The sequence below is a fragment of the Cohnella ginsengisoli genome, assembly GCF_029525555.1.
In the GTDB taxonomy this organism is placed as follows: domain Bacteria; phylum Bacillota; class Bacilli; order Paenibacillales; family Paenibacillaceae; genus Cohnella; species Cohnella ginsengisoli.
The window spans coordinates 2,172,047-2,186,527 of record NZ_JAPDHZ010000002.1 but is presented as its reverse complement, the minus strand read 5'-3'; the positions used below and the strand labels follow the sequence as shown (position 1 = coordinate 2,186,527).

Genomic DNA, 14,481 nt, shown 5'->3' with positions numbered 1-14,481 from the left:
GAATTTTGTTGCTTACTTTTGATTCTTCGCACGCTCTTTCTGCCACGCATGGTACCTTGTCATGTCCATGAAGCGCTTGTTGCTCCATAATTCTTCGAGCTCCATGAGCACGGCACCGATTAATCGGATAACCGATTCACGGTTCGGAAAAATCTGTATAACCGATTCTCGCCGACGGATCTCCCGGTTGACTCGCTCCATGCCGTTCGAGGTCCGGATTCTTACCCGGTACTCTTCCGGGTATGCCAGTACCGCTGCGGCGTCGTCAAATCCTCGCTCCAGCGTCTCCATGGCCTTTGGCGCTTTCTCCTGGTACATCTCTTGCGTTTCTTCCAGCAGCCTTCTCGCGCTCTCCAGGTTCTGCGCTTCGAATATCGAGCGCAGAGCCGCCTTTATTTCGGATTGTAGTGCCTTCGGCGTGACATCTAGAATATTTCGCGTAAAATGCGTCTGACACCTTTGCCATGTCGCCCCTTGAAAGTGATGCTTAATCGCTTGGACAAGGCCGCCATGCGTGTCGCTGATGACCAGGTCTACGCCATGGAGTCCACGCTGCTTCAAGCCCTCAAAGAATGCACTCCAGCTCGCTTCGGACTCGGTATCGTCGATGGAAATTCCAAGCACCTCACGGTTACCGTGCTCGTTGATGCCGTAGCCGGTTAACACGCCACGGGAGCGCACCCGACCGTTCTCTCTAACTTTGACATACATGGCGTCCACAATGACAAACGGGTAGCTCTTTTCCTCCAAGGAACGCGTGCGCCAAGACTCCACCAGCGGATCCAACTGCTTACACAGCTCGCTCACTGTGGATTTCGAAAACGTTGTACCGCAAAGTTCCTCTGTAATCCGCTGAACCTTCCGCGTCGAGACGCCGTTCACGACCATCTCCATAAGGGATGTCACCAGCGCCTGCTCACTACGTTGATACCGGGCGAATAGCTCTGTGGAGAACTGGCCGTCTCGAAACCTCGGAACCTCCAGCTGCAGCTTGCCTACCCGTGTCGTTAATCCTCGCGCATAACTGCCGTTTCGCTGGCCTTGACGGGTTTGCGTACGCTCGTAAGGTTCGGCCTCCAGTTGATCTGTTGCTTGCGCCTTCAACACCTGGTTGAGCACCGTCTCCAGCAGCTTGGCCACTCCCTCGTCACGTGCCTGTCCAATAAACAATTGATGCAATAGTGCCTCGTCTAGTGTAATCTGATACTGAGCCATGAATAGCCCTCTCCCTTGAATGTTGTCTCGACAACTCCATTCTAGACGAGGTTCTATTTCATGGCTCTCCTTATTTTCAAGAGGCCATCCATTTTACACAATTATATGGACTCAACTAAAGTAAGCACAATGATGTTCAAACACTCGCCGCAATAGAAATTGCAGAGTGGTTAGCTTATACAGATAACACTGTCATTCGGACAAATGCGATAAAGTTGATGGGACGAAAAACACTAAAAGAAATGAACGGAATGATAAATTGGAGACCAAATCTTTGAACTAACGGACAACGTTACTTGAATTAAACAGCCTGCCTGCGTGATTGGGTAGGCTGTTAAACTAACGGGCAGTAGAGCCGAATAAGGAGAAATAAGCAAGTGAGGAAAAGGTCTTCAGTCTATAAGGCTGAGTGGTCGAACACAAGAGAGGAACAGTATAAGCGCGATACCCTTGAAATCGTATTCGGGTTCGGTGATACACTGGAGGTTACTGACAGCATCGTGTGCATAAACCATAATGGTGCTATCACGAAAGTCGCAGAGCCAATTAAGTCGAATACTTTTTGGTTTGAGACTTGGTTAAAGGTAAAAGAACAATACGGGATATAGACATTGCAATGCATTAAGATTATTCAGCTATCGGGAAACGTTAATTTGAAAAATTTAATTTTAGGGGGGGGGCGCCTAATGCAAGATCCACATCTTCATCGATCAAAAGGGAATGAAGAAGAAGTTAGAGAAGATGAAGAAAGGCAAAAAGTAAGCAATTTACAAGGTGAACACAAAAGCATCAAGAATAAACCCTTCCAAACACGGCCAGCTCATTACGAACCGGAGCAGATACCCGAACCGATAGCCCCCCCCTTCTCGTGGCCACTTCAATCCGGATTCAGTCATGGACGATCAATGGAGAATTTCATCGTATGATCCTGCTTGGCGGAGCGAGTTCTATGCTGTTAGTGCTGTCATCAGGAAGGCATTAAGTTCAATCGCGCTACGTATCGATCATGTCGGATCGACGTCAGTGCCAGGACTCGCAGCCAAGCCAATCGTCGATATTCAAGTGTCGGTACTCAATCGCGACGACGATGCATCGTTCGTCAACCAACTTATTTCAGCCGGGTTCGTGCACAGAGCAGATAATCCAGATAAGACAAAACGTTACTTTCGCGAAACACCAGGTATGCGGCGAGTGCACGTTCATGTTAGAGAGAGCGGTAGTATTGGGGAGCAGCTGACTTTGTTGTTTCGCGATTACTTACGCAATGATGAGGAGAGCCGAAAGCGGTACGCCGCGGAGAAGCAAAGACTTTTGGATCTGTATTATCACGATAGGGCAGCTTATGTTGAAGGCAAGGGGCCAATTGTGTGGGACATACTTCAACAGGCGCATAGATGGGCGAAGGAAGTTAACTGGAGGCCAGGTGCATCGGATGCATAGACAAATGATTTCACCACGGCGGCCGGTCAACACAGTAGGGTGTCGTCTCGACGCTAACAGGCAGATAAGTTGAATCTCTGTTGGGATGGTTTGATAAAATGGAGTCAGGTTTAGTAATTCACAACAAATCGGCGGAAGTGAATCCTGTGACTATTGAAGAATTTAACGAATTGAAAATGCGTGTTGGTTGGGGAGAAGAATTTATTATTCGTTACAAGGAGTTAGATTTTTGGATTAGCCAAAATAAAGATGGTGTTTATCTAACAAGAAAGAGTGACGGATATACACAGGATTTTCGTGATGCAGAACAGTTATTTCAGGAAGCAACAATTGATAAAAGGTTTATTAAAGATATCTGGAGTGAAATTATTTGGTAAACGTCATTCAACTAAACATTCCTGTAGAGCTTAAGAAATGAGCTTTGTAAAAAAAGGGAGCGCCTCGGTATGATGGGTTTGTCGACAACACATCAAGGAGGCGCTCTTAAATTGAAGTTTAAGCAATCAGACGCACAAAATCAACGGATTGAACGAATTAGCACCTCGCATCTCGTTGTAGGGATAGACATGGCGAAAGAAACTCATGTAGCTCAGGCTACAAACTTTCGAGGAATCGTTATCTCTTATCGGCATCTCTCATTCTCAAATACTGTGGAAGGGTTTGAGAAGTTGAGGCGCTGGATGAATGAGTTACAGCAGAAGCATCGATTAAAACAGTTCATCATCGGCATGGAGCCTACCGGCCATTACTGGTTTAATCTTGCGAACTGGTTATCGGATAAGGATCTACACGTGGTGATGGTTAACCCTGCTACGACGAAGCGTAACAAGGAAAACCGAGATAACAGCCCCTCAAAAAAACGATCCCAAGGATGCGTTGGTCATCGCAGATGCAGTCAGCCGGGGCTTCTACTATGAGTACACGCGTCAATCTCATGCCTTTCAACGATTACGGACGATGATGAGTGACCGGGAATTTTGGGTGACGAACAGCGTACGGCTGCAGAATCGGATCGTACGCTGGCTGGACATTCGCTTCCCCGAATATCTGTCTGTATTCAAAGACTGGGGCTGCAAGCGGTCATTGTCGACCCTTAAAACCTTCCCTTGCCCGCAAGATCTGGAGACCTATACGGTACCGGATATCATAGATGCTTGGCGAGTTCATATGCAGCGTGCCGGGGGTTCTACGGGGATCGAGAAGGCTGCACAGCTCATTGCTCATGCGAGACGCAGTGTCGGAGATCGAACCGCTGTTGAAGAAGCGAAAGCAGATTTAAAACGGCTTATTGAGGAATACGAACGAGTTACCGCCATGCTTAAACAGATGGAAAAGGACGTCGAGACTCTGCTCTCTGAAATTCCAATGGCTCAGCAGCTCCGTACGATAAAGGGGCTCGGAAAAATCTTCACTGCGGCCATTTTAGCTGGCACAGGAGACTTAAGACAGTATGCACACGGACGTCAGGTGCTTCGGAAGGCTGGACTAAACTTGGCTGAAAGTATGTCTGGTAAGCGAAAAGGGCGAATTGTTCTTTCGAAACGAGGCGACTCAGCCTTGCGAAAATATCTTTATCTTGCGACGGTTCAATTGGTTTGGAATAATCCCGTCTTCCGTCATTTACACGAGCATAATGTACAGAAAAAGAAGATGAAAAAGCAGCAGTCCATCTTTAAGTTAATTGGAAAGCTGGCACGGATTCTAGTCGGTATTGTTCAACGTGGAGAAACGTTCACGCCACAGAAAACCGTTTTGTCCTGGACAGAAGCAGCCTAAAGAAAGCATCACGTATATTGACTCATTCGCAGGATTTTACAAAGAAAGCACGGAGGACCGAGTTCGTTCTCCTTAAGGGCTAAGACCCATCCGCTAAACGCTATCGGTCTCCACACCTTGGACAGGTATAACGAAGGAATGTAAGGGCATTGACCCGTTGAGATCTGGGAGGGTGAACCTCCAGGGGATTGTGGAGTATGCGTGCAGTAGAGTTCGAAAGGGGAATATTTCCTTTTTTGTTCCTCTGTTCCTGCATGCTCAGCCCCCCGGCTCAACCGACATCAACTGCGTTGCTTGCTGAGATTAACCTGAATCAGGGTGATGAAATCCTGCGAATGAGTGAGCATATGTGAGATAAATCCTTAAAACCGAGGGACGGAGAACGATAGTTCGATGATCAAGAAGGAAAGAAGAACAAACAAAAAAGGGGATTAGCAATGAGTGAATTCACCGCGGGAAGTTTGACCCTATTATCCAATAAGCCCACAGTGACAAATTTCAATCCTACGTACATCCGGGACCTGAACGAAAAGTGGTTTGTGTTTATGACCGAGGATACATTTGTAAACGAGAATCTGCCCGATTGCGTTCGGGAAATTTCACGTGGAGTCCCTGTGCTTTATTTTTATAACTTTGAGGATCATTTTTGGGGGTATAGGGTTGTTCATCAAGGTCAAGAAGTGGCTCATGCATACGTATCGTACGAGTTAAAAGATACACTCATTTGCGACTTGGCTGCTGAACGTTACCCTGACGAAGACACCATCGAACTACTCTACGTCGATACGAAAGGCAAGAATATTTACCATCAGTTGGAGCAAGAGGTCAAAGTAACTTCAGCGTATCAGGAGGCTATCTTTAATCAATTTGCTAGCAGTAATGTCGACCAGTTTCGTTTATTCCACATCGATGAGGATCGGATCGCCCAACTAAAACATATTCTTAGCGTAAATTACCTAAATGCTCTTGAATTGATTCATACTCTTGTAGATGAGTTTAAATCCTTGATCCAAATCGAGCAGATGAGCTGGATCAGCTCGGATCAAGTAAACGAATAATTTACGATACTTGCCGCTACACAATAGGTCACCCTACGAAGAAACTGTTCAACAGATTTACTCACACCGCGATATCACTGACCGTATCTGTCAACTATATTGAAGTACACTGCAAGTAGGAGGCGATACAAGTGATCAAAAAGTCCAATGAATTGCCGATTATGTTTTTTGCGAACAGGAATCTCTCGAGAATTGGCTTGAGAACAATCATGAAACTTCACCGGGAATACGGTTGCAAATATCGAAAAAAAATTCCGGCGTGATTACCGTATCCTACGATGAAGCATTTGAAATTGCATTATGTTACGGATGGGTTGACAGCCAGAAAGAAAAGCTTGATGGAAAAATGTGGGTACAACGATTTACTCCGCTCTCTGGGTTCAAAGCGATTGAAGTTGCCAAAAAGAATGGACAATGGGATAAGGCCTACGAATCGCAAAGTATCGCTTCTATGCCTGAGGATTTCGCAATTGAACTTGAGCGTAACGTCAAAGCGAAGGCATTTTATGATACGTTGAATAACCAAAATAGATATGCAATCCTGTTCCGAATTCATAATGCCAAGAAGCAAGAAACCCGGGCGAAACGAATTCAACAATTTGTAACGATTCTTGAAAAAAGGTGAAAAAATATATCCCTAACCAGTCACTATAAAGACACCAGGGCACTCTTTGAAAAGAGTACCCTGCCGCTACAGTATTTTTTAATTATCGTTTTTGCTCGCCTTCGAACCACACGGCTTTAATGGATAGGCTATCCGAGATGTTAGTTGTCGGGTCGCCATCAACCAATACCAGATCAGCACGCGCCCCTACGGCAATACGGCCGCGGTCATGAAGTTGGAACCGACGGGCCGGCTTTGAGGTCGCCGACTGCAGCGCTTCGATGGGCGTGAACCCGGCCATAACCAGCAGCTGCAACTCGTGATGCACGCTGGCGCCATGCGCGAGGCCGCCAAGATTCGGAACGGGAACGGGGGCGACATCCGTCCCGACCAGGATGTCTACGCCGGCACGATGAAGATCCATTACGTTTTTAAAGCTGTTTTCCATATGGCCTTGCGGGAAGGTATTGAAGCTGGCATTCAAAATATCGATCCAGTCCGTGCTCAATTTGGAATGAACGCGAGGGTCATTCGCCAATTCCGCCGCCGGGTTCCCAAGGATAGACGAGTTCAACACCAGGCACGGTGTTACAAATGCGCCAGAATCGACGATGGCTTGCACGACCTCCGGCGTGTACGCGGGCCTGTCGATAAAAAGGTGACCCAATCCGTCTACGCCAAGATCGATGGCGGTTTGCGATGAACGAGCAGTCAATACGTGCGCGATGACCAACTTGTCGAACTTATGGGCTTCATCCACGGCTGCTTTTAGAATCTCATCGCTGAGTACAGGCAGGCCAGGGGCACCCATGACCGTTCCCTCTTCAATCATGATCTTGATATAGTCTGCGCCATTTCCCACCTGCGCATGAACATGCTTAATCGCTTCTTCCACGCTCGTTACTTGCGGTATCTCTTCGTGATCGTGGGCATAAGCGGCTAGCATCGCTTCCCGGTCTTCCTCCGATAGCTTCTCTAATTCCTTTAATATGAAGTCCGGAATCTCGCCGTCATCGGGCAGCAACTCATCCGGATGGCCTCCCGGAGCGGTGATTGCCGTTCCTGCGGAACGGACATCGGCGACGTCACCCACGTTTTTCAATTGGATCGCGCGTCCTCGTTCCGTAAAATCGCCGTTCATTTCGAGTTCCGTCGTTACGCCGAAAAGCAATGCATCGCGTAATCCGCCGATGGAAGTGTGGACATGCGCATCAATCAAGCCGGGCAGCAAGGTTGCACCCTCCGCGTCTACAATCATGGCATAGGCAGGAATTTCGCCGCCCACCGCGATAATGGTATCCCCTTTGATGACAACGCTCCTTGATTCGATCACTTTTTCGCCATCGAAAATACGCGCATTCGTAATCGCCGTCACTTTTTCTAGAGTTGAGCTTTGGACTTCTTGGTTCATTTGGTGATTCCTCCTTGGCGTTATCATGTGGAATACTTCGGAGTATAAATGTTAGATATCTAACTGTCAACAAACTAATTATTATTTGACAAGAATGCGGCATCTCGATATAGTTTATTTGCTTACAGTTAGTCTTCTAACAATAGGAGGGCGGTCATGAAGCCTCGCAAGAATACGCCTTATCTGGATTTGTTTCAGATTATTGGCCTTAAGTTAAAGAAAAAAGCGGACGAGAGCATAAAAGAGTTAGGATTAAACGCCCAACAAGGAAAAATAATCAGCTATATTTACGAGAACCAGGAAACGGAATTGATCCAGAGGGATCTTGCCGATCGGTTTCATCTACGCGGCGCCAGCATTACGAGCATGCTTCAAGGTCTTGAGCAGAGAGGATATATCGAGCGGAAAATTCCGGCCAATAATGAACGGCAAAAAAACATTTACGTTCTGCCAAAGGCCGTTGAATTGATCGAAGACTTCAATGAATCCTTCCAGAAGGTGGAGGACGAAATCGTTCAAGTCCTGTCTGAAGAGGAAAAGCAAATCTTAAAAGAATTGCTGATCAAAATTAATGAGCGGTTATAAGAAATAACGATAAAAGAAAATTGGGATAATCGTCCCATCTGATAAGTCTAAGACCGTCGAATCCATGTCGATTCGGCGGTTTTTTTATGTCTTTCCTGATACGTTTCCTCTTGGTTTTTACCTATGAAGCAGGTCCTTTAATGAACATCGGCTTGGCTTCGGCCGGATTAGTCCAGTTATGAGCATCGACGGGCATCGCCGAAGGCGTCTAGAATCGGGGGGTAACCGCCGGGCTCGCAGAGATCGGGCGAACCAAAAGGAGGTGAGCAGCACAGGTCCTTAAAGGCGCCGCTCGTTCCGATGGTAACTGAAATGGTCACTGAAGAGGCGGCCGCGCCAAGCACGGATAGGAGAATAGAGAGGACCTCTGATGTTGGAATTGGAGGTTATATGATGATCGCATTACGCCGCGAGGTATATTGGCTATTGATTCTGGCGATGCTGTGCGCCTGGCTGCCGGCTGTGTCGCAGGCAGAGGAGAGCGCGATCCAAGTCGAAGGGGAATCGGTGAACGGCGCGAACTTCACGCCGAGCATTCAATTGGGGACGGCTTACAGCGGAGGCAAGCATTTGGCCCTGTTTACGGATACGCAGGCGCCTTCCGAAGGTTATCTGATGCCTTATCAATTTCAAGCTCCGGCAGCGGGGCTTTATCAGCTTGACGTCGCAACGATGCCCCCCCGAGGCGAACTGGACATCGCCGTACGATATCCGGGTCAACGACGGGGCGTTCGAACGTGTCCAGGGGGGCCGTGGAATACGGCCAGTTGAACAGTACGGTTCACCAGTATCACCTGAATCGGGTGCTGCTGCAGGAAGGGACGAATACGATCGTTTTCCGCGTTAAGGACCGGCGCACGGTTCCGGATCAGAAGTACACGTTTTACATGGATTCGTTCACGCTGACCCCCTCGCCGATCACGTATCCCTTGACGATAGAAGGGGGAGGCGGCAACGACCAATTTTGCGCCGGGCATCCAGAATGGCAGCGCGTATAGCGGCGGGAAGATACTCTGGCTGTTTACGGACACGCAGGCGCCCGAAGGGGGGTATACGGCCGCATACAACGTCCTGATCGACCAAGCGGGCACGTATCAGCTCGACTTGACCTCGACGCCGCCGAACGAATCGTGGGCGTCGCATTTTGATATCAAGATCAACGAAGGCGCTTTCAATCGGGTGACGAATGCGGTGCAGTACGGCCAGATCAACAGTACGGTCCGCCAATTTCATCTGGATGGGGTGGACCTGAAGGCTGGCTTGAACACGATCGTCTTCCGCGTCACGGACAGGCGCGCGCAGCCGGATCAGAAGTACACGATGTTTATCGATTCGTTCGCGTTGTCGCCAGCCCCTCTCGAGCTCAAAACGCTGACGACCGACGCTCCGCTTAACGTCTTTCAGGACGGGAATCCGGTTAAGCTTGGCGTTCAGCTGACGGCAATACCGCAGCAGGCGACTGAAGTGTCCGTCGATATCGCGGATTATTGGTCGAGCGGGACCGAGCATCATACCGTCACGGTCCCGGCGGGCAGCAAGAGCGCGGATCTGACGCTGACCGGGCTCGCGAAAGGGCACTACCGGTATACGGCCCGATTGACGGGCTCGGAGCAGACGGTGTCCGGCATGTTCGCCGTCGTCAGCGCCTTGTCGGATCGGCCGGCTGCAAGCGACACGCCGTTCGGGTTGGATACCGCCGCCGCTTGGCTGGTGCCGAAGAGCAAGATGGAAGATTTCGCGTCGGCCATGAAGCTGTCCGGCATAACCTGGGCGCGCGATCGAATGAACTGGGGAGATACGGTGAATCCGGGGCCGGGCGCGTTCAACTTTGCCGCCGACGCATCGGACGGATCTACAAAGGCGCTTTCCGACAATGGCATCAACGTGTTGATGGCCTACCACAGCGCCCCGTCGTGGACGACGGCGAACGGCTCGAAGCTGCCTTACAATCTGTTCGCAGCCTACGATTTTGCGCGCAGCGCGGCCGACTACTACGGGAACCGCGTGGATACGTGGGAGATGTGGAACGAGCCGGAAAATCCGTTTACGAATACGGACGAAACCGCGGACGAATACGCAGCCTTTCTTAAGGCCGCCGCCATCGGATACCGCGATTCCGCAGCCAATCCCAACCTATCCGTGAGCGGATTTGCGCTCCTTCCCGGCAATTATGAGAACTTGCTCGCGCAAAACGACATTTTCCCCTATATCGACATCTACAATTTCCACCGTCATCAGCGGAATAAGCCGGGCGTCTTTCCGGTCCCGTTCCCGGACGGCGTGGCGGCGCACCAAGCGTTCCTCGACCAGAACGGCGGCGGAGACAAGCCGATGTGGGTGTCGGAGGCCGGACTTGCCATTGCTTCCCAGGCGCCGAACGACATCACGTACGAGGAGCAGAAAGCGCAGGCCCGTTATTTGGTCACCTCGACCGTAACCTCGCTGTCGCAGGGAACGGATAAGCAATTTTATTTTGTCGCGCCGCCTTACCAAGAAGGTTCTTATTACTGGGGGCTGTTCGGCCGTTCGTTCACGCCATACGCGGCGTATGCGGCCGAAGCCGCCATGACCGAGGCGCTCGGCAAAGGGCAGTACGCCGGCGCGCTGCAAGGGCTGCCGAACGGCGTAACAGGCTATGCGTTCCATGACGGAGCCGATTCCGTGCTCGTCCTGTGGGGGACTTCGTCTACCGCCGTGACGCTGTCGCTTGAGCAGCCGCAAGCCGTATTGAGGGATCTCATGGGCAGAAAGCAGACGCTGACACCCGCAGGCGACGGGTCGTACAGCATTCCCGTCGGCAATGATCCCGTTTATGTAAGGATTGCAGGGAATGTCTCCGTACCGCTCTCGGGCGGATCGGTATCGGGCACGGACAGCGTACCGCCCGCCACGCCGTTGACCGCGGCGGAGCGCGTCGTGCTGGTACAGCGGTATCCGCAGGAAGTAAGCGCCGACAGCAAAAAATACGGGTATACGCTCGCCGCCGATCAGCCCACGACAGTCAAAGTCGAAGCCTACAATTTCAACGACGTTCCGATGACCGGAACGATCGAAGGCGTGGCCGGCGGCGGCTGGACGTTAAGCGAGACTTCCAAATCGGTGACGATTCAGCCGTTCGAGAAGGCAGAGGTGGAATTCCAAGTATCCGCCGGTCCTAACGTCGTCCCTAATCTTTCGTCGCCGATTTCGTTTCGAGGGACGTTCGGCGGACAAATGACGACTAAGGCCGTCAGCGATGTGCGTACGGTGCAAGACGTCCCGATCAGCCAGCAGGTTCCGGGAAGCGCCGATCCCGCGAGCTGGCGCCTCGATTTGCCGGATGCGATCGCGTCCGTAGGGACGGGAGCGATAACGACGGGTACGGACACGGGTTCGGTGCAATTCGATTACGAGTTTACGAACGGGGACCGCTGGGCTTATCCTTACCTGATTCTGCCCGCGGGGACGGATTATTCCGGCTACGAGGGACTGGCGTTCGATATCTATGCCGATCAAGCGTTGGCCGGAACGACGTTAAGGGTGTTCCTCAAGGAGAGCACCGGCTCCCGCTACTACACGGCGGACGGATATTCGATCAAGCAGGGCTGGAACCAGATTAGCATTCCGTTCGAGGAATTCACCTCTTTCGGCGGCGACGATCCGAACGGACAGCTCGATTTGAACGGTCTGCTCAGCCTGCAGCTCGGGGTCAACACGACGGTGAACGACTTGCCGCCGTTTAAGGTCAAAAACCTCGGCGTCTACGATTGAGTACACGGCCTCTAGGCCCGCACACGCTTACCGTGACGGCGAGCGACATGTTGTTATCCAAAACGTGACAGATAAGCCGTAGTACAAGCGAATCCCCCCGGGGTCATTGTTCCCGGGGGATTTACTGAAGAGATCGAACCCCGATGAGACGAAACAGGGTTTTGGCCCGACCGTCGCGAAATAACAGCGTAGACAAAGTGTTGAAGGAAGGTTAAGGAATGGAGCGTCTGATCAAAATTCCCCCGCTTCGTTAGAAGTCTCATTCTGTACAGTTGCTTAATCGGAGCGCTCCCGGTTCTCATCTTGGGTTATGTGTCCAATACGCTCTATTCGAATAAGCTTCAAGAGAAAGTGAACCGCGTGTCGGAGCAGTCGTTGACGCAATTTCAATTGCGCATCGAACAAATACTCACCATGGTGGACTATTCGATGACCCAGTTCATGAACTCCCACGGGCTTGTGGCGGCTGCCACCAAAGAGCTGGTAGGGAGCAACTTTGACTTTTTCGCCGATTTGACAAGCTGGTTATCGGGCATACAGTCATTCGAGATGGGCGTCAGCGATGTGGTATTGGTGAATCTGAATAAAGCGTGGATGATCGACAATCAGTCGATGATTCGATTAAGCGAGGCTCAGAATACGCAGCGCTTTCAAGATTATGCGTCGCGCAGCGAAAGCTCGTTCTGGGTGTCGGAAGGGAGCGTCGGCGGAGAAGGCATCGGGAAGCTCAGACCTTCTATGGTTCGACTCGTCAAAAAATTTCCGATCTATAGCCGGAAGCCTTCGATTATCGTGGAAGCGCAAATTCCCGACTATCAGATGCAAAAATGGCTTTCGCTCGCAGGCGGCGACGGCGGGATCTTGATGATCGCCGATCAGAAGGGGAGCATCCTGACGGCTTCCGGGCCGGTTGCCGGGCTGGAGGGGACACTTCCGGCCAACTGGCTATCGGAGATGCGGGGCGCGTCCAATGCCGGGCTCTTTCACGCCGAACTTGGCGGTCGGGAAGTGGTGTGCATTTATCGCGAATCCGCATATAACGGGTGGATGTACGTCTCGGTTTCCTACGTCCAAACGATGACACAGGACGTTCGAACGATCGGATGGACGACGTTCGCTCTCTGCTTGGGCATTCTGCTCGTTACCGGGGCGCTTGCCATAGCGCTGTCGCGAAATATGTATTCGCCGATCCGAAGGCTGTACAAGCTTTCAACCGGGGGGAGGCCGCGACCTGAGGGATCATTCGGACGAGCTTTTAATTGTCGGGAATCGGCTGACTGCTTTAATGCAGACGGAATCGGACCTGAGGGACAGAACCGCGCGACAGCAATCCCAGCTCCGCGACTACACGGTGTTCAGGCTCCTGACCGGTCATATGAAAAGGTCCGATTGGGAAGAGCTCGCCAAGTATATCACGCCGCCTGAAGCGGCTACCTTCTTCATCGTTTCGGTACAAATCGATTCCCTGCCGAGGACCAAATACGAACCGAAGGATTTCGACCTGCTTATGTTCGCGGTGCAGAATATCGTAGGCGAACTTCTGGCTGAGGATCAGGCCTTTCCGCCCATTTGCATGGAGCGCGCGGTCACTGCGGTGCTCAAGCTGGAGACAGGGTCCCTGACGTTTAAGGAAAGGGCTTCCGGCATCGTGGAGCGTATACAACGCGCCGTACTTCAGTTCCTGCAGCTTAGCGTAAGCGTAGGCATCAGCTCCGAATATGGCGGCTTGTCCGACATGGCCGCGGCCTATCGGGAAAGCACCTTTGCCTTGCAGGATCCGATAAACTTCGGAGAAGGAAGGGTCTTGTTCTTCCAGGATGTCATGCCGGCTCGAGCCGAGGTTCGGCCTTATCCGGACAACCTGGAGCTGGAGTTGATCGAATCGATTGAGAATCGGGATCCCGCAAGCGCCGATTCCACCTTGCATGAGCTGGTAAGCGACATCTATAAAGCGAATTCGGTCCGAGAGATTCAGTTTGCTTTGGTCAGGCTCCTCATCGATATCATGAAACTGGCGCCGCATCAGTGGGGCATGCTGCAGGGACACGATACGAAAACGACCTTTGAACGATTATTCGAGCTGGACGGACAGGCGGAGGTCGAAGTCTGGTTCCGGAGCAGCATCATCGGACCGATCCTGAAGGACATGTCCGAACGATCCGAACAGCAGGTAACCAAAATATCAAATGCCATGCTGCAGATGATCCATGAGGGATTCGATACAGAGTTGACGCTCGAAGTGTGCTCCAAGAAGTTAAACTACCATGCCGACTACTTGCGACGGGTATTCAAGAAAGGAACGGGCATCAACTACAGCGATTATTTGGCGCAGTACCGACTCTCCATGGCGAAGGATTGGCTAATGAATACCGATATGAAAATTGCCGAGATTGCCGAGAAGCTCAAGTATCACAGCCCTCAGAATTTCATTCGCTATTTCAAAAAGATGGAGGGAATAACGCCAGGCCAATATCGGGACAATCGTCCCGTCGGATAACGCTAAGACCGTCGAATCCTTGCCGATTCGGCTTTTTTTTTATGTATCCCTCGATACGTTTCCTATTGGTTTCTTTCTGTGCAGGAAGGTCCGCAAATGAACATCGGCCTGGCTTCGACGGGTTTAGTCCAGTTATGAGCATCGA

The 14,481-nt window shown here is 51.0% G+C and carries 12 protein-coding genes and 1 pseudogene; 11 read left to right on the top strand and 2 right to left on the bottom strand.

Annotated elements, in window-relative coordinates; all coding sequences use genetic code 11:
• Positions 1-12: 12 nt before the first annotated feature.
• The gene (locus tag OMP38_RS10235) at positions 13-1,215 is read right to left on the bottom strand and encodes an IS256 family transposase (RefSeq protein WP_277564973.1); all 1,203 of its coding nucleotides are present in this window, start codon (positions 1,213-1,215) and stop codon (positions 13-15) included.
• An 894-nt stretch (positions 1,216-2,109) separates the two neighbouring features.
• Between OMP38_RS10235 and OMP38_RS10230 the strand changes: the two genes are divergently transcribed.
• The 5 genes and pseudogenes from OMP38_RS10230 (at position 2,110) to OMP38_RS10210 (ending at position 6,114) form a co-directional block, all read left to right on the top strand.
• Positions 2,110-2,655: a GrpB family protein gene (locus OMP38_RS10230; protein ID WP_277564972.1), complete on the top strand. Its 546-nt coding sequence runs from the start codon at positions 2,110-2,112 to the stop codon at positions 2,653-2,655.
• 98 nt (positions 2,656-2,753) lie between these two features.
• Entirely contained in the window at positions 2,754-3,032 is a 279-nt protein-coding gene (locus tag OMP38_RS10225; protein ID WP_271755157.1) for a hypothetical protein, read from the top strand.
• Positions 3,033-3,143: 111 nt separating this feature from the next.
• Positions 3,144-4,431: pseudogene (locus tag OMP38_RS10220) on the top strand (IS110 family RNA-guided transposase).
• 437 nt (positions 4,432-4,868) lie between these two features.
• Positions 4,869-5,489: a hypothetical protein gene (locus OMP38_RS10215; protein WP_277564971.1), complete on the top strand. Its 621-nt coding sequence runs from the start codon at positions 4,869-4,871 to the stop codon at positions 5,487-5,489.
• A gap of 232 nt (positions 5,490-5,721) precedes the next feature.
• Positions 5,722-6,114, top strand: coding sequence for a YdeI/OmpD-associated family protein (locus OMP38_RS10210; protein WP_277564970.1), 393 nt, complete (start codon positions 5,722-5,724; stop codon positions 6,112-6,114).
• 82 nt (positions 6,115-6,196) lie between these two features.
• On the opposite strand, the gene OMP38_RS10205 is transcribed toward OMP38_RS10210, so the two are convergent.
• A complete protein-coding gene (locus tag OMP38_RS10205; protein WP_277564969.1) occupies positions 6,197-7,504 on the bottom strand; it encodes an amidohydrolase family protein in 1,308 nt (435 codons plus the stop codon).
• Between the two features lie 156 nt (positions 7,505-7,660).
• On the opposite strand from OMP38_RS10205, the gene OMP38_RS10200 reads away from it, so the two are divergent.
• From OMP38_RS10200 to OMP38_RS10175, 6 genes are all read left to right on the top strand, one after another.
• Positions 7,661-8,089, top strand: a complete 429-nt coding sequence (locus tag OMP38_RS10200; RefSeq protein ID WP_277564968.1) for a MarR family winged helix-turn-helix transcriptional regulator — start codon at positions 7,661-7,663, stop codon at positions 8,087-8,089.
• A 393-nt stretch (positions 8,090-8,482) separates the two neighbouring features.
• The gene (locus OMP38_RS10195; protein WP_277564967.1) at positions 8,483-8,860 is read left to right on the top strand and encodes a hypothetical protein; all 378 of its coding nucleotides are present in this window, start codon (positions 8,483-8,485) and stop codon (positions 8,858-8,860) included.
• Entirely contained in the window at positions 8,827-9,087 is a 261-nt protein-coding gene (locus OMP38_RS10190) for a hypothetical protein (RefSeq protein ID WP_277564966.1), read from the top strand. Before OMP38_RS10195 ends, OMP38_RS10190 begins: the two co-directional genes overlap by 34 nt.
• A 106-nt stretch (positions 9,088-9,193) precedes the next feature.
• The gene (locus tag OMP38_RS10185) at positions 9,194-11,839 is read left to right on the top strand and encodes a CIA30 family protein (RefSeq protein WP_277564965.1); all 2,646 of its coding nucleotides are present in this window, start codon (positions 9,194-9,196) and stop codon (positions 11,837-11,839) included.
• Between the two features lie 390 nt (positions 11,840-12,229).
• Complete coding sequence (locus OMP38_RS10180; RefSeq protein ID WP_277564964.1) at positions 12,230-13,264, top strand: hypothetical protein; 1,035 nt, start codon at positions 12,230-12,232, stop codon at positions 13,262-13,264.
• Complete coding sequence (locus tag OMP38_RS10175) at positions 13,215-14,336, top strand: helix-turn-helix domain-containing protein (RefSeq protein WP_277565229.1); 1,122 nt, start codon at positions 13,215-13,217, stop codon at positions 14,334-14,336. The genes OMP38_RS10180 and OMP38_RS10175 overlap by 50 nt, the downstream gene beginning before the upstream one ends.
• Positions 14,337-14,481: the final 145 nt, after the last annotated feature.